We start from the raw sequence: 20,524 nt of genomic DNA on the forward strand, positions 1-20,524 counted from the left end.
GGACAGTAATTTGTTAGAAATCAAGGGTTTTCCTGTTGCGTTACTATCACTCATCCGGGGTTTATGATAAAATTGTTGTCAGAATACAATAGGAGGAAACACAATGGCGGACGTAAAGTATAAGCGGATTATGTTAAAGCTCAGCGGCGAAGCACTAGCCGGTGACAAAGGATTTGGCATCAATCCGCCAGTAATTAAAACCGTAGCGGAAGAAGTAAAGGATGTCTATGAACTCGGCATTCAAATCGCTATTGTGGTTGGTGGCGGTAACATGTGGCGTGGTGAAGCTGGCGCGCAAATGGGCATGGAACGCGCTCAAGCCGACTACATTGGCATGTTAGCGACGATCATGAATGCCTTAGCACTTCAAGATAACTTGGAATCGATTGGGGTGCCAACGCGTGTTCAGACTTCTATTGAGATGCGGCAAATTGCCGAACCTTATATTCGGCGCAAGGCCATTCGGCATCTTGAGAAGGAACGCGTCGTGATTTTTGCCGGTGGAACGGGGAGCCCATACTTCTCCACTGACACGACGGCTGCGTTGCGGGCGGCAGAAATCAATGCCGATGCCATCTTAATGGCAAAGAACGGGGTTGATGGGATCTATTCAGCCGATCCAAACAAGGATCCCAAGGCCGTTAAGTTTGACCAACTGACACAGTTGGACATCATCAACAAGGGCTTAGACGTCATGGACACGACGGCTAGCTCACTTTCAATGGATAATGATATTCCATTCGTCGTCTTCAACTTGAACCAACCAGGAAACATCCGACGAGTTGTCGAGGGCGAAAATATTGGGACGACAGTTAGGGGTAAATAATAATGGCAGATCAGATAATTACGAATGCTCAAGATAAGATGAAGAAGGCTGAGGATGCCCTGACCCGCGAATTAGGGACAATCCGGGCCGGTCGGGCCAACGCTAGCATCTTGAACCGGGTCATGGTGGATTACTATGGCGCCGCGACACCACTGAACCAAGTGGCTTCAATCACGATTCCAGAACCACGGATCTTGATGGTAACGCCATACGACAAGTCCGCCTTGGAAGATATCGAAAAGGGTATCATGGAATCCGATGTCGGGATTACGCCAGCTAACGATGGGACCGCCATCCGCTTGGTTATTCCTCAATTGACTGAGGAACGTCGTAAGGAAATTGCTAAGACCGTTAAGGCTAAGGCAGAAGAAGGTAAGGTTGCCGTTCGTAACGTTCGTCGCGATGCCATGGATAGCATCAAGAAGGGCCACAAGAACGGGGATTATACCGATGACGACCTTCACAACCTGGAGGACCAGGTTCAAAAGGTGACGGACAAGGCGATTAAGGGTGTCGATGCGATCGCCGCAGCCAAAGAAAAAGAAGTTATGACCGACTAAATTTTCATTTAAAAAGTGAGGAGTGCTTAGAATGGCAGAAGAAAATAACCAGGATAACATTGAAATCACCCCAGGTTCCAAGGAATTTGGCAAGATGGTCTTCCGTTTAAACAACCCAGTAAATGCGGAAAACGTTTCTAGCTTAAACTACAACGGGGCAGAACTTGAAGAAATTCAAGATGGCGTATACGCGCAACCAGCCTTTGTTAGTGATGAATTTAACTTATTCTTCGTCGTTACCCAATTAATCGGGGATGACTGGATTATTGCCTTCTCTAAGGCAACGATTGAAAACGATAACGAAATTACCGATCTTTCCGACCCAATCCCAACCGGTGAAGGTCTGAACATGTTAGGTGATGCTAGTGCCGATGACGCCAACAACTTGTTGAGCTACTTCGGGACCTTAGTTGATGCCAAGCGTGGGGAATGGCGGCTAATCGAGTAATCTTAAAGATTTCGCTCAATTTGAGGGCCGGGATAGTTTCCCGGTTCTTTTTTTGTTATGATTAGGGGTTGTAGCGACCAATGGAGGTGCACTGTGTTTTCATTTTTAAATAAAGATCAAGTTACCGGCGAAGTCGCCGAGCAGGCGCTAGACGAGTCTAAGATTCCAGCGCACATTGCAATCATTATGGATGGTAATGGTCGATGGGCCCAACAACGGCATTTGCCCCGCATTGCTGGTCATAAGCAAGGGATGAATACGGTTAAAACGGTGGCCAAGGCCGCCAGTCATCTGGGGGTTAAGGTGTTAACCCTCTATGCCTTTTCAACGGAAAACTGGAAACGACCGACGGCAGAGGTGAATTACCTGATGAAGTTGCCCGTCGATTTCTTCAGTACCTTTGTGCCGGACTTAGTGAAAAACAATATTCGCGTTAAGGTCATGGGGTACACGGATCAGTTGCCAGCCTCAACGCAGCAGGCCGTTCACCAGGCCATTGCGGATACCGCGCATTGCACGGGGATGGTCTTAAACTTTGCCTTAAACTATGGTGGCCGGGCCGAGATCGTGACGGCTGTTCATGGACTGGCGCAACAGGTAAAGAACGGCGAGCTCGAACCTGATGACATTGATGACGAATTAATCAGTGACCGACTGATGACGGCCGACCTAGACGAATTGCGAGATCCGGACTTATTGATCCGGACCAGTGGTGAGCTTAGACTGTCGAATTTCATGCTCTGGCAGGTGGCCTACAGTGAATTTGTCTTTACTGAACAACATTGGCCCGACTTCGATCAGACGTCGCTAGAGAGTGCCATATACGAGTATCAACAGCGCCACCGTCGCTTTGGCGGCCTGGCCCCGAAAAAAAGTTAATTTAGAGAATTGAGGAGCAATTAAAATGAGACAACGGGTTATTACGGCGGTTATCGCCTTGATTATTTTCATACCCATCATCATCGCGGGTGGCATCTGGATCGATATCGCCGGCTTTGCCTTGGGATTAGTGGCCTTGTCAGAAATCTTGGTCATGCGAAAGAAATTGTTAGTGAGTCCAGAGGCCATTATCTCTGGTGTTGGGATTCTTGTGGTGATCGCCCCACAGAATTGGTGGAATCACTTACCCCATTTCTTAGATCCCTGGTACATCGTGTACCTGTTTATCCTGTTATTGTTAATGCGGACGGTCGTTTCACGAAATCGTTTTTCATTTGATGATGCGAGTGTCATTACGTTAAGCATGTTATACATTGGGATTGGTTTCCATTTCTTTATTGCCGCTCGTGGGGTTGGCTTAACGGCATTATTGTATGCCTTATTCATTGTTTGGACGACCGATTCCGGGGCCTACATGATTGGCCGGAAGATTGGGCGGCATAAGCTGGCGCCCCACATCAGTCCGAATAAGACCTGGGAAGGGTCGATTGGGGGCTCATTAGTGGCCACCATTGTTGGGAGTGTCTTCTGGTACTTCTTCCCAATCGGTCACTTTAACCTGCCTGTCATGATTATCCTGACGTTAGGTTTTTCCGTCGTTGGTCAATTTGGGGACCTGGTTGAGTCGGCCCTCAAACGGTACTACGGGGTTAAAGACTCCGGCAAGATCCTTCCCGGTCATGGGGGCATCTTGGACCGATTCGATAGTCTCCTCTTAGTCTTACCAGTTATTCACCTCTTCGGTTTGATTTAGGCCTTAGGCAGGGGTGGTGCTTGCGCCGCCCGGGGTGCTTAGGGTATGCTAAGGAACAGACAAATTTGTTGCACACTGCAAGACTGAAGAAGGGACGACATCTGTGATTACAACGATTATTACCTTTATCATTGTTTTCGGAATCTTGGTTATTGTCCACGAGTTTGGCCACTTTTATTTTGCCAAGCGCGGCGGCATCCTGGTCCGTGAATTTTCAATTGGGATGGGTCCCAAATTGTTCTATCATCGAGGCAAGGATGGCACGACGTATACCCTACGATTGTTACCAGTCGGGGGCTATGTTCGGATGGCCGGTGCCGAAGAGGACGAAGAAGAATTGAAGCCTGGGACGCCTGTCAGCCTGTATGTTGGGGCAGATGAACGGGTTCAACGGATTAACACGAGTAAGAAGTCGACGTTATTTAATGGGATTCCCCTTGAAGTCACGGCTACCGATCTAGAAAATGAACTCTGGATCGAGGGCTATGAAAATGGGGACGAGTCCGAAGTTAAACGTTATTCGGTCGATCACGACGCCACAATTATCGAAGGCGACGGGACCGAGGTTCAGATTGCCCCCAAGGACGTTCAATTCCAGTCGGCTTCTTTAGGTCGGCGGTTAATGACGAACTTTGCCGGTCCAATGAACAACATCTTCTTGGCCATTGTGGCCTTCATGCTGATGTCGCTGGCTCAGGGCGGGGTCGCCATGGGAACCAACCAGGTTCAGGTCTCGAAGACGCCCGTATCTGTGGCTAAGAAGGCCGGGGTTCGGCCGAATGACAAGATTATTGCCGTTGAAGGAAAGACCACCAAGACCTGGACGGATTTGAGCACGGCCATCCAACCACGGGCCAACAAGCCGACGAAGTTAACCATTCAGCGTGGCAAGCAGACCAAGCAGTTAACGGTGACACCAACGGGTCAAAAGTCTAATGGCAAAACGGTTGGGATGATTGGGATTACTCAGGCCCAGAATAAAAACGTGGGGGCCATCTTGGCTTCCGGGTTTACCCAGACGTGGTCGATGACTAAGACCCTGTTTGGCGCACTTTGGCGCATGGTCTCCGGTCACTTCAGTTTGAATGACCTGGGTGGTCCAGTGGCCATTTTTGCCACGACGTCACAGGCCACTAAGTTTGGGTTGGTCGGGGTCTTGAACTTCTTGGCTTTCCTATCCATTAACCTGGCGATCGTGAATTTAATTCCGATCCCAGCGTTAGATGGTGGTAAAATATTATTAAACATTATTGAAGCTATTCGTCGCAAACCGTTGTCAGAGAATGTGGAAGCGGGCATTACTCTGGTGGGGGTTGGGTTCTTGGTGCTGTTAATGCTCCTGGTAACCTGGAACGATATTGAACGGTACTTTATCCGCTAATAGTAAAGTTGTTACGAGAAGGGATTATTTGACTATGAAACAATCACAAATGCTCATCCCAACCTTAAAAGAGGTTCCGAATGATGCCGAAGCTTTGAGTCACCAGATGATGCTGCGGGCTGGCTATGTCCGTCAGATTACTGCCGGAATGTACGCCTACTTACCATTGGCTTACCGGGTGTTAACCAACATTGAAAAGATTATCCGGGAAGAAATGGAAAAGATCGACGCCGTTGAAATGTTAATGCCAGCCGTTTTGCCAGCCTCGCTCTGGCAAGAATCCGGCCGGTATGAGACATACGGTCCAAACTTATTTAAGTTTAAGAACCGGCACGACAGTGATTTCATCCTGGCACCAACCCATGAAGAAACCTTCACCATCTTGGTACGAGACGCCATCAAGTCCTACAAGCGCTTGCCATTGGTGATGTACCAAATTCAACCAAAGTATCGGGATGAAGATCGACCACGCTATGGTTTGTTACGGGGCCGTGAATTTATCATGAAGGATGGGTATTCCTTCTCGTTAAACGACGAAGATTTGGACCGGATTTACAATCAAATGGCCCAAGCCTACGAAAATATTTTTGATCGAGTTGGCTTGAATTATCGGGCCATTGTTGGTGATGGGGGCGCCATGGGCGGTTCTGATTCCAAGGAATTCTCCGCCATTGCACCAGTTGGTGAAGACACCATTGTCTACTCGGATTCTTCCGACTATGCCGCCAACTTGGAAATGGCCAAGAGCCTCTTCATCAGCAAGAAGTCGCATGCGGCTATGGAAGATCTGAAGAAAATTTCGACGCCAGGCGCTCACACAATCGATGAGGTTGCCGAGTTCTTGGATGTTAAGCCTTCAACGTTGGTCAAGAGCATGCTGTATGTGGCCGATGAAAAGCCGGTCATGGTCTTGGTTCGTGGGGATCACGAAGTCAATGAAACGAAGCTCAAGAACTTCTTGGGTGCCGACTTCTTAGACCCAGCCACACCCGACCAGGCCCAAGAATTCTTGGGGGCTAACTTTGGTTCCCTTGGTCCCGTTGGTGTTGGTGAAGACGTTAAAATCTTGGCCGACCAATATGTTGGCGACATGGTTAACATTACCGTGGGTGCCGACGAAGACGAACATCATTATTTGAATGCCAACGTTGACCGTGACTTCCGGGTCGACGACTACGGTGACTTCCGCGACGTCCAACCGGGTGACCTGTCACCAGACGGTTCCGGGGTCCTGAAGTTTACCAAGGGTATTGAGATTGGCCATATCTTCAAGCTAGGAACACGCTACTCCGATGCTTTAGGGGCAACGGTTCTTGACGAGAATGGCCGGCAAAAGTCCGTTGTCATGGGGAGCTATGGGATCGGTGTGAGCCGGTTACTCTCCGCTATCGCCGAACAGCAGGCCGATGAAAATGGTCTGGTTTGGCCACGGAACATTGCGCCATTCGATATTCATTTGGTTCCCGTTAACCTGAAGAAGGAAGACCAAGCCAACTTAACCACCGAACTCGAAAGCGAATTAACCGCTAAGGGTTACCGGGTCTTGACCGATGATCGGCAAGAACGGCCTGGCGTTAAGTTTGCCGACTCCGATCTGATGGGGATTCCGGTTCGGATTACCATTGGTAAGAAGGCCGGCGAAGGTATCGTTGAAATTAAGATTCGTAAGACTGGTGAAACAGTCGAAGTCATTAAAGACGAAGTTGCTAGCACCGTGGAAATCCTATTCAAGGACATCGACTAGCTCACTGTAAAGACCAGCGAGACTTGCTGGTCTTTTTTCGACAAATGAAAGGAGTTTCCTCGTGGACGAAGATCGCCATGCATTATTTGACAAGCTATTACAACAATTAGATTTGCAGCCCACCCCTGAACAGGCGGTACTGAAGACGGCGGCCATCGACCATCTGACGGTGCACGAACAGTCTCGCCGTTGGCATTTTTACTTACAGGCTTCTGAGATCTTGCCGTTCGTGACCTTTGCGGAGTTCTCGCAACATCTGCAAGTTGCCTTTCAGGATATCGCAACGGTTGAGGCCACCTGGTTGGTCGACAAACCAGAAATGACCAACCGCCTCCTGGGCGATTACTGGGAATGGATTGTTAAAAACAGTGGGTTGACTGGGAGCCTGGTTCAAGAGCTCTGCCAGTCACAGGTTCCCCAATTAGACGATGACGGCCGGGTCCTGTTATACGCCCAAAATGAGGTCGTCAAGGAATTTTTGAGTAATCAGGCATTGGGTCCCATTGAAGCCAGCTATCGGGCGGCCGGATTCCCTAAATTCAATATTCAAGTGATGGTTGACGAAACCAAGTCACAAGCAAAGATTGAGGAATTCCGCGCGCGGCAAGAAAAGACCGATGCACAGTTGGCCCAACAGGCGGCCGCGGCCATTGAAAAGGCTAATAAGCAACGGCAAAGCGATCAGCCGGTAGCCGCCAGCGGACCAACCCAAATTGGGAAGACCATCAAGGGCGATCAGCCGTTGACCCGGATGGTCGATATCACCCAAGAAGAACGTTCCGTCATTGTTGAAGGCTATGTCTTCGATAAGGAAGTTCGTAAGTTGCGGTCTGGCCGGCAATTGCTGACGATTAAGATTACCGATTATACCTCATCAATTGTGGTGAAAAAGTTTTCCCGGGGTGCCGAGGATGAGGCCCAATTTGCCGGTGTTAATGAGGGTAGTTGGGTTAAGGTCCGTGGGAGTGTCCAAGAGGATAGTTTCATGCGTGACCTGGCGCTAAATGCCTATGATATCAATGAAGTGAAGCATGCCAGCCGTCAGGATACGGCGCCAGAGGGCGAAAAGCGAGTAGAGCTGCATCTCCACACCACCATGAGCCAAATGGACGCGACCAATCCGATTGGGGACTACGTTTCTCAGGCTAGCAAGTGGGGGATGCCCGCCATCGCCATTACCGACCACGCCGACGTTCAAGGATTCCCAGGCGCCTTTAATACGGCGGCTAAGGCTGGCATCAAGATGTTGTATGGTGTTGAGGCTAATCTGGTGGACGACGGGGTGCCGATCGGGTACAACAGTGCCCATGAGGCCCTTGATGGCGCGACCTATGTGGTCTTTGATACTGAAACGACCGGTCTGTCGGCCATCTATGACAAGGTCATTGAACTCTCTGCGGTTAAGATGCAGCATCAGAACGTGATTGATCAATTCGAAGAATTCATTGATCCGGGCTTTCCACTGTCGGAACAGACCACGAACCTGACCAGCATTACCGATGATATGGTGGCCGGTTCCAAGTCCGAGGAGGAGGTCTTCAAGGCCTTCCGTGAATTCTGTGGGGATGCCATTATCGTTGGGCATAACGTGACCTTTGATATGGGGTTCATGAATACCGGTTATCAGCGTCATGGCATGCCGGAAATTCCTAATCCCATCATCGATACGTTGACGCTGGCACGATTCCTTTACCCAACGTTGAAGAGCTATCGACTGAACACCTTGGCCAAACGATTCCACGTCAGCCTGGAACATCATCACCGGGCGGTCTACGATGCGGAATCAACCGGTCATTTAAATTACTTATTCCTAAAGGACGCCGAGAAGCGCTACAACATCCAGTACCATGACCAACTGAACGACCACATGACGGATAACGATGCCTATAAGCACGCGCGTCCTAGCCATGCCATTTTGATTGCCAAGACGCAGGAAGGCTTGAAGAATATGTTCAAGCTGGTCTCGGCTTCGAATGTGGATTACTTCTACCGAGTGCCACGGGTGCCACGCAGTGTCCTTGACCATTACCGTGAGGGAATTATCGTTGGTTCGGCCTGTTCGTCCGGCGAGGTCTTCACCGCGATGATGCAAAAAGGGCAGGTTGAGGCTGCCGATAAGGCCAAATACTATGATTACCTCGAGGTGCAACCGAAGGCCGCCTACCAGCCGCTGATTGATTCGGGACTGATCGCGGACGAAGCTAATCTGGAGGAAATCGTTAAGAACATGGTTCAACTGGGTCATGATCTCAATAAACCGGTTGTGGCAACCGGGGATGTCCATTACCTGAATCCAGAGGATTACATTTATCGAAAAATTTTGATTCATTCTCAGGGGGGTGCCAACCCGCTCAATCGGCAAGAATTACCGGAATCATACTTCATGACCACCAACGAGATGCTGGATGACTTTGCCTATCTGGGTGAGGAGACCGCCAAGGAAATCGTGGTGACCAATACCCAGAAGATTGCCAATGACATGGACGATGTCCATCCCTTGAAGGATAAGCTTTATACACCACGAATGGATGGTGCCGAGGACGAAATTCGGCAACGAACCATGGATACAGCGCATGCCTGGTATGGTAATCCGTTACCAGAGCTGGTTCAGCACCGAGTTGACCGGGAATTGAAGTCGATCATTGGGAACGGGTTCTCCGTGATTTACCTGATTGCGCAACGGCTGGTAGCCAAGTCCAACAAGGATGGTTACTTGGTTGGGTCACGGGGGTCCGTTGGCTCCAGTGTCGTGGCCACGTTTACGGGCATTACGGAAGTTAATCCCTTGCCACCACACTATCGTTGCCCGAATTGTCAGTATTCACACTTCTATACCAAGGGTGAATACAGCTCGGGTTATGATTTGCCCGAAAAGAATTGTCCAAACTGTGGCACCTTAATGATCGGTGACGGCCATAACATTCCGTTCGAAACCTTCTTAGGTTTCAAGGGAAACAAGGTGCCCGATATTGACCTGAACTTCTCCGGTGACTACCAACCCATTGCCCATAACTACACCAAGGTGTTGTTCGGTGAGAAGAATGTGTACCGGGCTGGGACGATCGGGACGGTTGCCGATAAGACCGGGTATGGTTACGTAAAGGCCTATGAACGAGACACCGAGCAGACCCTGCGTGGGGCCGAGGTCGATCGATTGGCCAAAGGGGTCACCGGGGTTAAGCGGAACACCGGTCAACATCCCGCGGGGATTATTGTTGTGCCGGACTACATGGACATCTATGATTTCACGCCAATCCAATATCCAGCCGACGACCAGATGGCCGCCTGGCAAACGACCCACTTCGATTTCCATTCGATCCATGATAATATTTTGAAAATTGATATCCTGGGGCATGATGATCCCACGATGATTCGGACACTCCAAGACTTGTCTGGGGTCGATCCGCAGACGATTCCGATGGATGATCCGGGTGTCATGGCGTTGTTCTCCGGGACAGATTCTCTAGGCGTTACGCCGGAGCAAATTCAGTCGAAGACTGGGACACTGGGTGTGCCTGAGTTTGGGACGCGATTTGTCCGGGGGATGCTGGAGGAGACGCATCCGCAAAATTACTCACAATTGCTGCAAATTTCTGGTCTTTCTCATGGGACCGATGTGTGGTTGGGGAATGCCGAAGAGCTGATCAAGAATGGGACCGCAACGATTGCCAACGTTATTGGGTGTCGGGATAACATCATGACCGACTTGATTAACTTCGGCCTGGATTCCGAAACGTCGTTCCAAGTCATGGAACACGTGCGGAAGGGCCGAGGAATTCCCGATGAATGGCAAGAGAAAATGAAGGAGACCGATTGTCCCGATTGGTACATCGACTCCTGCTTGAAAATTAAGTACATGTTCCCACGGGCCCATGCCGCAGCCTACGTGTTGATGGCGTTAAGGGTGGCTTACTTTAAGGTATACTTCCCAATCATCTACTACGCGGCCTACTTCTCCGTGCGGGCCGATGACTTCGACGTGGTTGCCATGTCACAAGGCAAGCCCGCCGTTAAGGCAGCCATGAAGGCGATCAATGATCAGGGGATGGACGCCTCGGCTAAGGACAAGAACCTGTTGACGGTCCTTGAGTTGGCCAATGAAATGTTGGAACGGGGCTTCAAGTTCAAGATGATTGATCTGAACAAGTCCGATGCCGCCGATTGGATTATCGATGGGGATACCCTAATTGCCCCATTCCAATCTGCACCTGGCCTTGGATTAAACGTGGCCAAGCAGATCGTGGCGGCTCGTAACGACCGACCATTCCTGTCGAAGGAAGACCTTGCCAAACGGGGAAAGGTCTCCAAGACGTTGATTGATTTCATGACGGAAAATGGTGTTCTAGAGGGGCTACCAGATGAGAACCAATTGAGTTTGTTCGATGATTTAATGTAGAGAACAATCGGTGTGGTAACGCTTACATTCAGCCGAATTCATGTTATAATATGGTAAGGACTAATAAGACCATTAACAACTCGACTGAAAGTAGGTGTTCATCATGCTGCAGCGATTTGCGAGGTTACCAGATGGTTGGTTATTCTTGGCAGGTTACTGTTTGATTGGGCTCGGTTATCTTGTATTTGGTTTGTTAGCAACAGTTACGGCGGTTCCGTTCTTAATCGTCGTAATCGGGTATTTCTTGGTGGCGGCCGTGTTAACCGCGATCAAGTCGGTGAGTTTACGAAATATGGACTTAACACGATTAAACTTTTTGATTTTCGAATTAGTGACGGTGGCTGGCTTCTTGATTTTGCTCGTCACAATCGAGCGCTAACCCCCGTAATAGTTGCAATCACAGGCTAGATGTAGTAAAGTAAAAGTTGTAGTTAAACTCGTTTTTTAAATGAGTGAGCAGTCTCTGCTCACTCTTTTTAATGGATAAATGTAGGAGGCGGAAATCTTTGAGTAGTGTCGTCGAGACGGTGACGGCTTTGGCCAAACCCATTGTGACGCAACATCAGTTTGAATTGGTGGATGTCGAATTTGTCAAAGAAGGTAAGAGCTGGTATTTACGGCTATACATTGATAAACCCGGTGGAATTAACATCGAAGAGTGTGCCATGGTCAGTGATGAAATGTCAGAAAAAATGGATGCCTTGGATCCCGATCCAATTCCTCAGGCCTATTTTCTAGAAGTGTCCTCTCCAGGTGCCGAACGGCCACTGAAGAAGCCCGCGGATTTTGAAAAAGCAGTCGGTGATTATATTCACGTCTCGCTCTATCAAAAGATTGGTCAAAGTAAGGTCTATGAAGGAACGTTGTTAAACTTAACGGCGGACAGCATGGATCTTGAAGTCAACTTAAAGGGACGGATTAAGACCTTGCAGATTCCACGGGACGCAGTTGCCCAAGCCCGGTTAGCGATCAAGTTCTAACTAAATAAGGAGCGAAACAGACAATGAGTAAAGAATTATTGGGCGCCTTAGACGTGCTCGAAACTGAAAAAGGGATTGACAAGGAAGTCGTTATCGACGCCTTGGAAGCAGCCTTGGTTTCTGCCTACAAGCGGAACTACGACCAGGCCCAAAACGTTGAAGTTCAATTCGATCCAAAGAAGGGTGACATCCACGTCTTTGCCGTGAAGAAGGTCGTGGACCAAGTCTACGATTCCCGCCTGGAAGTTGGTTTGGACGAAGCGCTGACGATCAACAAGGGTTACGAGTTGGGCGACGACATCAAGTTCGAAGTCACGCCTAAAAACTTTGGTCGGATTGCTGCCCAAACGGCCAAGCAAGTCATCTTGCAACGGGTTCGTGAGGCCGAACGTAACATCATCTTTAACCAATACAGCCAATACGAAAATGAAATCGTGACGGGTGAAGTTGAGCGTCAAGACTCTCGATTTGTTTACGTGAGCTTGGGCAAGGTGGAAGCGGTCATGGGTCGTCAGGACCAAATGCCAAATGAAACCTACCGGATTCATGACCGGATTAAGGTCTATGTGACGCGGGTTGAAAACGCCACGAAGGGTCCTCAGGTCTTCGTTAGCCGGACACATGCGGACCTGTTGAAGCGGCTCTTCGAACAAGAAGTTCCTGAAATTTATGACGGGACCGTTGAAATCATGGCCATTGCTCGTGAGGCCGGTGACCGGGCAAAGGTTGCCGTTCGTTCGAACAACCCTGACATCGATCCAGTCGGGACCAGCGTTGGTCCTCGTGGGCAACGGGTCCAAACCATCGTTAACGAACTTGGCGGTGAAAACATGGATATCGTTGAATGGACCGATGATGAGGCTAAGTTCATTGCTAATGCCTTGAACCCGGCCGAAGTCCTTGATGTTATCTTTGATCCTAACAACGAACGGGCTTGCGAAGTCATCGTGCCAGATTATCAATTGTCCTTGGCCATTGGTAAGCGGGGCCAAAATGCTCGTTTGGCGGCAAAGTTGACGGGTTACAAGATTGATATTAAATCAGAATCTGAAGCTTCTGCTATAATGGAGGCTGATGAGGGCGCGGATGACGCTACCGCACCGGCAGAAGATGCCAGTGCCAGTGACACGTCAGCAACTGATGACGACGCAGCTTCAACTGTTGACGACACGCCGGCAGCCGATGACGTTGCCGAATCAGCCGCACCAGCTGACGATGAACAAGCGACCGACTAACCAGAATTAAAGGAGGTTCGGGTCCATGAAACAGCGAAAGGTTCCCCTGCGGAAAGATATCGTGACCGGGGAAATGGCACCTAAGAAGCAACTGGTCCGCGTTGTGCGGAACCAGGATCAAGAGGTCAGCATCGACCCTACCGGCAAGCAATCAGGTCGAGGCGCATACATCTCGCTTGACGTGAAGGTTGCCGAAAAGGCCAAGCATGAAAAGACTTTTGACCGCGTCTTTGGCGTCAAGATTGATGACCAGTTCTATGATGACCTGATCGCATACGTTGACCACCAGCAGGCTCGTAAGGAATTATTCGATAATGACTAACTCCGATAAGGCTTTGCAGCTCTTGGGTTTGGTTCGTCGGGCCGGTAAGCTAGTGACGGGTGAATCATTCGTCTTAGCTGCCGTACGCGATGGCTCTGCCAAGATGGTCTTATTGGCAAACGATGCCGGTAAGAGTAGCCAAAAACAATTTCGTGATAAAACGACCAGTTATCAGGTCGAATTAATAGAAACATTTACTAAAGACCAGTTGAGTACTGCCATTGGGGCGGCACGCACGGTTATAGCCATTACCGATCCGGGTTTCGTCCGGAAGTTACACCAGTTGTTGTCAGCGTAGCCGCTTGACGTTCTCGCGATCGATAGAATATTAAGGAGAGTGAAGATATGGGGAAAAAGCGAATTTATGAACTCGCAAAAGAAATTAATGTCTCCAGTAAACAGATCATTGCGAAGGCCGAAGAAAAGGGCTTTCCAGTGAAAAACCATATGTCTACGCTCGGCGAGAACGAAGAACGTCAATTGCGGGCTGCCTTTCAAACAAAGGGTCAAGCCACGAAGCCAGTTGCTAAACCAGCAGCCAAGCCAACGCAGGCGGCTAAGCCAAGTCAATCAACGACTCAAGGCCACAGTAAGCCTGCGGCTAAACCTGCTCAGTCCAATGGGCAATCACGGGATAATCGAAATGCTACTAACACGCATGCCCGTTCCCAGAACCAGCAAGCGTCTCATGGCCAACAGAGCCAGCAGACGAGTAACAAAAATAACAGCCAGGCCGGCAGTAATCACAGTGATTCACGAAACTCCGGCACCGGCAGATTTGGTGGAAGTTTGAATAATAATACTAATAATAGCAGCAGTAACCGGCGTGGCGGCAATGGCGGCGGCAACAGTCGTGGCGGCCGTAACAACCGAAATAACCGGAACAACCGTCGTCGCAACACTAACAATAACAACCGTTACAAGAAGAACCAACGGATTAAAGACACGAACCAGCACAAGGGCGCCCCAGAACGGAAGAACAAGGCTTTACCAGAAACCTTAGTCTTTACGGATGGGATGAATGCGCAGGACTTGGCAAAAATCTTGCACCGTTCATCAGCTGAAATCGTCAAGAAGCTCTTCATGTTGGGTGTTATGGTCAACCAAAACCAATCCCTGGATAAGGATACGATTGAAATTTTGGCCGATGACTACGGCATTCAAGCTGAAGAAAAGGTCGAAGTCGATGTAACCGATATCGATAAGTTCTTCGATGCCGAAATGGCTAACACGGATTACCTGGAAACCCGGGCACCTGTCGTCACCATCATGGGACACGTTGACCATGGTAAGACGACCTTACTTGACCACTTACGTCATTCTCACATTACCGAGGGTGAAGCCGGTGGGATCACGCAAGCCATTGGGGCTTACCAAGTCCACTACAATGACAAGCAGATTACATTTTTGGATACGCCAGGACATGCTGCCTTTACTGAAATGCGTGCTCGTGGGGCCGAAATTACCGACATTACGGTGCTGGTTGTGGCTGCTGATGATGGTGTCATGCCACAAACTATCGAAGCCATTCACCATGCGAAGGCCGCTGGGACACCGATTATCGTTGCTGTCAACAAGATCGATAAGCCAGGTGCTAACCCTAACCACGTCATGGAACAGTTGACGGAATATGAATTAATTCCTGAAGACTGGGGTGGCGATACCATCTTCGTTGAAATCTCTGCGAAGTTTGGTAAGAACATCGATGAATTACTGGATATGATTCTCTTACAATCCGAAGTGCTTGAATTGAAGGCTAACCCACGTCAAAACGGGGTTGGGTCTGTCATCGAAGCGCGTTTGGACCAAGGTAAGGGTTCCGTAGCCACGTTGTTAGTCCAACAAGGGACGCTTAAAGTTGGGGACCCAATCGTGGTTGGGAACACCTTCGGTAAGGTTCGGACGATGGTTAACGAACGTGGTCGGCGGATTAAGACGGCGGGTCCATCGACTCCTGTCGAAATTACCGGTTTAAGTGACGTGCCAGAAGCCGGGGATCGTTTCGTGGTCTTCGATGATGAAAAGACGGCACGGGCTGCTGGTGAAGAACGGGCCAAGGAAGCCTTGGTCAAGGAACGGAACAACACCAGCCATGTCACGTTAGACAACCTCTTCGACTCCCTTAAGGAAGGCGAAATGAAGGAAGTTGACGTGATCATCAAGGCCGATGTTCAAGGGTCAGTTGAAGCCTTAGCTGGTAGCTTGAAGAAGATTGATGTCTCCGGTGTTCGGGTTAACATCATTCACTCCGCCGTTGGGGCCATTAACGAAAGTGATGTGACCTTGGCCGAAGCTTCAGACGCCATCATCATTGGGTTTAACGTGCGGCCAACGCCACAAGCACGGGCTCAAGCAGATTCCGACAAGGTTGATATTCGTTTGCACAATGTCATTTACAATGCCATTGATGAAATCGAAACGGCCATGAAGGGGATGCTGGAACCAACCTATGAAGAAGAAATCATCGGCCAAATTGAGGTTCGAGATATCTTCCATGCATCGAAGGTCGGCACCATTGTTGGTGGGATGGTAACCAGTGGTTACGTGACCTCCGAAAGTGATGTTCGGTTAATTCGTGACGGCGTGGTCATCTACGAAGGTAAGCTTGGTAGTTTGAAGCGGTTCAAGGATGATGTTAAGCAAGTTAAGCAAGGTTTCGAATTAGGTTTGACCATCGAGAATTACAACGATGTCAAGGTTGATGACGTCATCGAAGCTTACGTTATGAAGGAAGTTCCTGTTAAATAAATAATCGGAGGCAATCGTAAATGGCACAATATCGAGTTGGCCGGTTGGAACAAGAAATCCAACGGGAAGTAACGGATATTCTACTGAAGCGCGTTCGGGACCCACGGGTCGACGGCGTGACCGTTATGGGTGTAGAAGTCACTGGTGATTTGCAGGAAGCTAAGGTTTACTACAGTATTCTTTCCGACAAGGCGTCATCTGTCGAAAAGACCGCTGCGGGCCTTAAAAAGGCGACTGGATTGATTCGGTCCGAATTGGGTTCTCGGCTTAGTATCTATAAGACGCCAGAATTAACGTTTGAACAAGATCAATCGGTTCGTTATGGTAGCCGGATCGATGAGTTACTCAACGATCTCCATCATCAAGAATAATGCTAACCAGATAATGACACAGAAAAGACGCTGGTCCGAGGGGATCAGCGTCTTTTTATTGGCGGCAAGGTAACGGCTAGAAACGGAGGACGCAACATGAATGGAATTATTCCGTTGTATAAGGAACGGGGATTCACCAGCCACGATTGCGTGGCGAAGCTTCGTCACATTCTGCACACGAAGAAGGTTGGCCATAGTGGGACCCTTGATCCCAGTGTGGATGGGGTGTTACCCATCTGTATTGGCGCAGCTACCAAGGTTGTGCCATACTTAATGGCATCGGGCAAGGTGTATAAGGGTACGGTCCGGCTAGGCTTGGCCACAACCACCGAGGATCTCGATGGCGAAGTGATTGAGACGCAACCGTTGGCTAACCCATTCTCGTTGGCTGACTTAGAGGCTGCGGCGGCGAAATTAACCGGAACGATTCAACAGACACCACCCATGTTCTCCGCGGTTAAGGTGCATGGACGCCGGCTTTATGAATATGCCCGTGCCGGTGAAACGGTTGAGCGGCCAACGAGAACCATTACCGTTGATCGCTTTGATCTGGCCGATGACGGTGAATTTGATGTTGAAGCGGGGACTCAGACCGTGGCATTTGAGATTGCCTGTTCCAAGGGAACCTATGTCCGGACACTGGCGGTTGATCTTGGTCGCCAATTGGGGGTTCCCGCGGTGATGTCATCGTTAACCCGCCTGTCCAGCGGTGGGTTTAGCCTGGACCAGACGGTTACACTGGAGCAAGTGGCGGCTGCCATGGAGAACGAAGATTTAGCCAGTATCTTGCGGCCCTTGGACTATGCCTTGAAGGATTATCCTCAAGTTGATCTGCCGGAGAAGGTCTGGCACCTGGTTCAAAACGGGGTTTGGTTGTCTCGCGATGAGGTGGCTAGTTCCGAGCCGATCGTGGCACTGCGGTTTGAAGATCAGATCAAGTGTCTTTATGAGTGGCATGAAGAAAAACAGGCTTATAAGCCCTTAAAAATGTTTAGCACGAAGTAATTAGAAAGGGAGTCGGTTATGGAAGTTATTCGCATACATCATCCATTGGACCAACGACAAATTCCCGCGGATCCGGTTGTATTGGCCATGGGCTTCTTTGATGGTGTCCATCGCGGCCATCAGGCTGTGATTCAGCGGGCTAGGGATATTGCGCAAGCCAAAGGGGTTAAGCTGGCCGTTTTGACGTATGACCATCATCCGGCCATCGTCTATCGCCCCTTAACCTTGGACGACCAGAAGTATCTCAGTACCACACAGCGAAAGTTACAGTTGCTGGCCCGCTCTGGGGTTGACCGGGTATTTCTGGTGAGCTATACGGGGGCGTTCTCTGCCCAGAGTCCACAACAGTTCGTCGACGATTATCTGGTTAAATTTCATACCGTCACGGCGGTGGCTGGCTTCGATCATACCTATGGGAAGAAGGATGTGGCCACGATGAGTCGGCTACCCGAATATGCCCAGGGCAGGTTCGATGTGGAGACGGTCGCTCCAGTCGAAGAGACTGACCAAAAGGTTTCCTCGACCCGGATTCGCCAGGCCATGGTGGCCGGTCAGATTGACGAGGTCAATCAACTCCTGGGCTATCAGTACCGATCGACCGGACTCGTGGTTCATGGCGAGGCACGTGGTCGGGAGCTGGGTTTTCCCACAGCTAACGTCCTGACACCGGATGACGAATGGGTACCAGGGATTGGGATCTATACGGCCCGGTTGAAGGTTGGGGCCATCTGGTACCCTGGGATGGTCTCTGTGGGCCGGAACGTCACCTTCGGGGATCATCGGCCCATAACGATTGAAATCAACCTGTTGGACTTCCAGGGCAACTTGTATGGGGAGTCCGTGACGGTGGAATGGCATCACCGGTTGCGAGGCGAAGTGAAGTTTGCCGGGGTTGAGCCCTTAGTTGCTCAGCTTCAACAGGATGAGGTTGCCACCCGGGCTTACTTCAAACAATTAGCGGCAGATTAAAAGTGAAATAATGGTGAAAACGGTTCAGACTAGTCGGTCTGAACCGTTTTTAGCACTTAATAGGCGAGATTGCTAAAAATTCTACCGGATTTCTTGACATAAAATCGCGGTTTTGCTACATTATATATGTGTCTTAGCACTTGGTTTGTTTGAGTGCTAAAAAAGGGGTGATTGTGATGCTTTCAGAAAGACAAATGATGATTCTGCGAGCTGTGGTCCGCGACTTCACCAACACCGGTGTGCCGGTGGGGTCGAAGGCCCTTGCGAAGCAGTTGCCCATTCATGTAAGCTCAGCAACAATTCGTAATGAGATGGCCGCACTTGAGGAACAGGGCTTGATTAAGAAGACCCACTCCTCATCGGGGCGGATTCCTTCCGTTGAAGGGTATCGGTACTACGTCGACCATTTGGTCAAGCCAGATCCATTGCAACCAAATGATATTGATGTGATTCAAACGTCGTTAGGTGGGGATTTTCATAAGATTGACGAGATTATTTCGCAATCGGCAACCATCCTCTCTAATCTCACGAGTTACACCGCCTTTACCTTGAAGCCAGAACTGAAGGACAGTCGTCTGAGTGGGTTCCGGTTAGTGCCATTGGGTAAGCGCCAGGTCATGGCCATCCTAGTGACGGATAGCGGCGATGTGGAAAACCAAACGTTTGATGTTTCCGAGGCGGTCTCAGGTGATCAGCTGGAGGCGGTCGTACGGCTCATCAATGACCAGTTGGTGGGGCTCACGCTGCCGGATGTCTTGCAGAAATTGCAGACGGATATTCCGCTAAAAATCGCCAATTATTTACAGAGTCCTACGGGGTTCTTGGATATCTTTGGCGACGTCTTAACGCGGGCTGCGCAAGAGCGCTTCTACGTTGGTGGCCGACTAAATCTCCTGAACTTTTCTCAGGATAGTGATGTGGATTCGTTGAAGTCGTTGTACTCATTGATCGATAAGACCGATGATATTGCGAATGTTCTGGGGCCACCGAGTGATAACATTTCCGTGCAAATCGGGAATGAAATGACGAACGATGCCTTACAGAATTTCAGCCTGATTACGGCGACCTACGACGTGAACCAGCACGGTCGCGGCATGATTGCCATCCTGGGACCGACGCGGATGCCATATTCACGAATGTTAGGAATTGTTGGTGCGTTTCGTGAAGAGCTCGCCAAAAAATTATTAGATTACTATCGAAACTATGACGAGTAAAGAAAGGGAGGGTTTTTATCGTGGCTGATAAGCATCAAGCAACCACCGATGATCAAACCGCGGCTAAGGCCGCTGCAACCAAAACGTCCTCAGCCAAGGCTGATGTAAAGGACGCGTCCACGGATCAAGCTAAGGCCAAGGCAGTCGAAATGACCGCTGAGGAAGCGACCGCACTCAAGAAGCGGGCCGATGACTTTGAAGACAAGTATTTGCGGGCGGAAGCCGAAGTACAAAACATGCAAACGCGTTTTCAAAAGGAACAGGCCACGCTGATTAAGTATGATGGTCAACAATTGGCAAAGGATGTGCTCCCTGTCATTGATAACTTGGAACGGGCGCTAGACGTTGAGGCTGCTGATGAAGCGGGAACTCAACTGAAGAAGGGTGTTCAGATGACCTATGATCATCTGGAAGATGCCTTGAAGCGTAACCATGTGACCGAGATTATTGCCGAGGGCCAAAAGTTTGACCCGACGCAACACCAAGCGGTCCAATCCGTTCCTGCCGAAGACGGTCAGGAAGCGGATACCGTGGTCAAGGTTTTACAGAAGGGTTACCTGCTGAAGGACCGAGTTTTACGGCCAGCAATGGTCATCGTTGCTCAATAATTAATCATAAAAAATAAAGATAAA

The 20,524-nt window shown here is 49.7% G+C and carries 19 protein-coding genes; all 19 read left to right on the plus strand.

Features of this window, described 5'->3' with window-relative positions; all coding sequences use genetic code 11:
- Positions 1–103: 103 nt before the first annotated feature.
- The 19 genes from pyrH (at position 104) to grpE (ending at position 20,500) form a co-directional block, all read left to right on the plus strand.
- Positions 104–826 carry a UMP kinase gene (pyrH, locus tag EKM96_RS03780; protein ID WP_125639936.1) on the plus strand — a complete coding sequence of 241 codons (723 nt, stop codon included), beginning with the start codon at positions 104–106 and terminating at the stop codon, positions 824–826.
- Positions 827–828: 2 nt separating this feature from the next.
- On the plus strand, positions 829–1,386 hold the full coding sequence (frr, locus tag EKM96_RS03785; protein ID WP_125639939.1) for a ribosome recycling factor: 558 nt from the start codon (positions 829–831) through the stop codon (positions 1,384–1,386).
- Between the two features lie 31 nt (positions 1,387–1,417).
- Positions 1,418–1,834: a hypothetical protein gene (locus tag EKM96_RS03790; protein WP_125639942.1), complete on the plus strand. Its 417-nt coding sequence runs from the start codon at positions 1,418–1,420 to the stop codon at positions 1,832–1,834.
- Between the two features lie 93 nt (positions 1,835–1,927).
- Positions 1,928–2,713, plus strand: a complete 786-nt coding sequence (locus tag EKM96_RS03795; RefSeq protein ID WP_225417584.1) for an isoprenyl transferase — start codon at positions 1,928–1,930, stop codon at positions 2,711–2,713.
- Positions 2,714–2,738: 25 nt separating this feature from the next.
- On the plus strand, positions 2,739–3,527 hold the full coding sequence (locus EKM96_RS03800) for a phosphatidate cytidylyltransferase (RefSeq protein ID WP_125639948.1): 789 nt from the start codon (positions 2,739–2,741) through the stop codon (positions 3,525–3,527).
- Positions 3,528–3,630: 103 nt separating this feature from the next.
- Positions 3,631–4,908, plus strand: a complete 1,278-nt coding sequence (gene rseP, locus EKM96_RS03805; protein ID WP_125639951.1) for an RIP metalloprotease RseP — start codon at positions 3,631–3,633, stop codon at positions 4,906–4,908.
- Between the two features lie 34 nt (positions 4,909–4,942).
- Positions 4,943–6,652: a proline--tRNA ligase gene (locus tag EKM96_RS03810; RefSeq protein WP_125639954.1), complete on the plus strand. Its 1,710-nt coding sequence runs from the start codon at positions 4,943–4,945 to the stop codon at positions 6,650–6,652.
- A gap of 61 nt (positions 6,653–6,713) precedes the next feature.
- Positions 6,714–11,048: a PolC-type DNA polymerase III gene (locus tag EKM96_RS03815; RefSeq protein ID WP_125639957.1), complete on the plus strand. Its 4,335-nt coding sequence runs from the start codon at positions 6,714–6,716 to the stop codon at positions 11,046–11,048.
- A 103-nt stretch (positions 11,049–11,151) separates the two neighbouring features.
- Positions 11,152–11,427: a hypothetical protein gene (locus EKM96_RS03820; protein WP_125639960.1), complete on the plus strand. Its 276-nt coding sequence runs from the start codon at positions 11,152–11,154 to the stop codon at positions 11,425–11,427.
- A gap of 127 nt (positions 11,428–11,554) precedes the next feature.
- Positions 11,555–12,028, plus strand: coding sequence for a ribosome maturation factor RimP (gene rimP, locus EKM96_RS03825; protein WP_125639963.1), 474 nt, complete (start codon positions 11,555–11,557; stop codon positions 12,026–12,028).
- 23 nt (positions 12,029–12,051) lie between these two features.
- On the plus strand, positions 12,052–13,263 hold the full coding sequence (nusA, locus tag EKM96_RS03830; RefSeq protein WP_125639965.1) for a transcription termination factor NusA: 1,212 nt from the start codon (positions 12,052–12,054) through the stop codon (positions 13,261–13,263).
- A 25-nt stretch (positions 13,264–13,288) separates the two neighbouring features.
- On the plus strand, positions 13,289–13,585 hold the full coding sequence (gene rnpM / locus EKM96_RS03835) for an RNase P modulator RnpM (protein ID WP_125639968.1): 297 nt from the start codon (positions 13,289–13,291) through the stop codon (positions 13,583–13,585).
- The gene (locus EKM96_RS03840) at positions 13,578–13,883 is read left to right on the plus strand and encodes a L7Ae/L30e/S12e/Gadd45 family ribosomal protein (RefSeq protein WP_061775968.1); all 306 of its coding nucleotides are present in this window, start codon (positions 13,578–13,580) and stop codon (positions 13,881–13,883) included. Before rnpM ends, EKM96_RS03840 begins: the two co-directional genes overlap by 8 nt.
- 47 nt (positions 13,884–13,930) lie before the next feature.
- Positions 13,931–16,333: a translation initiation factor IF-2 gene (gene infB, locus EKM96_RS03845; protein ID WP_125639971.1), complete on the plus strand. Its 2,403-nt coding sequence runs from the start codon at positions 13,931–13,933 to the stop codon at positions 16,331–16,333.
- A gap of 20 nt (positions 16,334–16,353) precedes the next feature.
- Positions 16,354–16,704, plus strand: coding sequence for a 30S ribosome-binding factor RbfA (gene rbfA, locus EKM96_RS03850; protein ID WP_125639974.1), 351 nt, complete (start codon positions 16,354–16,356; stop codon positions 16,702–16,704).
- 96 nt (positions 16,705–16,800) lie between these two features.
- Positions 16,801–17,709, plus strand: a complete 909-nt coding sequence (truB, locus tag EKM96_RS03855) for a tRNA pseudouridine(55) synthase TruB (protein ID WP_125639977.1) — start codon at positions 16,801–16,803, stop codon at positions 17,707–17,709.
- A gap of 18 nt (positions 17,710–17,727) precedes the next feature.
- Complete coding sequence (ribF, locus tag EKM96_RS03860) at positions 17,728–18,678, plus strand: riboflavin biosynthesis protein RibF (RefSeq protein WP_125639980.1); 951 nt, start codon at positions 17,728–17,730, stop codon at positions 18,676–18,678.
- A 176-nt stretch (positions 18,679–18,854) separates the two neighbouring features.
- The gene (hrcA, locus tag EKM96_RS03865) at positions 18,855–19,892 is read left to right on the plus strand and encodes a heat-inducible transcriptional repressor HrcA (protein ID WP_125639983.1); all 1,038 of its coding nucleotides are present in this window, start codon (positions 18,855–18,857) and stop codon (positions 19,890–19,892) included.
- Positions 19,893–19,912: 20 nt separating this feature from the next.
- Positions 19,913–20,500 (plus strand): nucleotide exchange factor GrpE, encoded by a 588-nt coding sequence (grpE, locus tag EKM96_RS03870; RefSeq protein WP_125639986.1) that lies wholly within the window; start codon positions 19,913–19,915, stop codon positions 20,498–20,500.
- Positions 20,501–20,524: the final 24 nt, after the last annotated feature.

It is taken from the genome of Levilactobacillus tangyuanensis, from assembly GCF_003946545.1.
GTDB lineage: Bacteria > Bacillota > Bacilli > Lactobacillales > Lactobacillaceae > Levilactobacillus > Levilactobacillus tangyuanensis.

Bases quoted from the DNA above. Each gene is read 5' to 3' on its own strand.
- pyrH (WP_125639936.1), top strand. From the start codon at position 104: ATGGCGGACGTAAAGTATAAGCGGATTATGTTAAAGCTCAGCGGCGAA.
- frr (WP_125639939.1), top strand. From the start codon at position 829: ATGGCAGATCAGATAATTACGAATGCTCAAGATAAGATGAAGAAGGCT.
- EKM96_RS03790 (WP_125639942.1), top strand. From the start codon at position 1,418: ATGGCAGAAGAAAATAACCAGGATAACATTGAAATCACCCCAGGTTCC.
- EKM96_RS03800 (WP_125639948.1), top strand. From the start codon at position 2,739: ATGAGACAACGGGTTATTACGGCGGTTATCGCCTTGATTATTTTCATA.
- EKM96_RS03810 (WP_125639954.1), top strand. From the start codon at position 4,943: ATGAAACAATCACAAATGCTCATCCCAACCTTAAAAGAGGTTCCGAAT.
- EKM96_RS03820 (WP_125639960.1), top strand. From the start codon at position 11,152: ATGCTGCAGCGATTTGCGAGGTTACCAGATGGTTGGTTATTCTTGGCA.
- nusA (WP_125639965.1), top strand. From the start codon at position 12,052: ATGAGTAAAGAATTATTGGGCGCCTTAGACGTGCTCGAAACTGAAAAA.
- rnpM (WP_125639968.1), top strand. From the start codon at position 13,289: ATGAAACAGCGAAAGGTTCCCCTGCGGAAAGATATCGTGACCGGGGAA.
- EKM96_RS03840 (WP_061775968.1), top strand. From the start codon at position 13,578: ATGACTAACTCCGATAAGGCTTTGCAGCTCTTGGGTTTGGTTCGTCGG.
- infB (WP_125639971.1), top strand. From the start codon at position 13,931: ATGGGGAAAAAGCGAATTTATGAACTCGCAAAAGAAATTAATGTCTCC.
- rbfA (WP_125639974.1), top strand. From the start codon at position 16,354: ATGGCACAATATCGAGTTGGCCGGTTGGAACAAGAAATCCAACGGGAA.
- truB (WP_125639977.1), top strand. From the start codon at position 16,801: ATGAATGGAATTATTCCGTTGTATAAGGAACGGGGATTCACCAGCCAC.
- ribF (WP_125639980.1), top strand. From the start codon at position 17,728: ATGGAAGTTATTCGCATACATCATCCATTGGACCAACGACAAATTCCC.
- hrcA (WP_125639983.1), top strand. From the start codon at position 18,855: ATGCTTTCAGAAAGACAAATGATGATTCTGCGAGCTGTGGTCCGCGAC.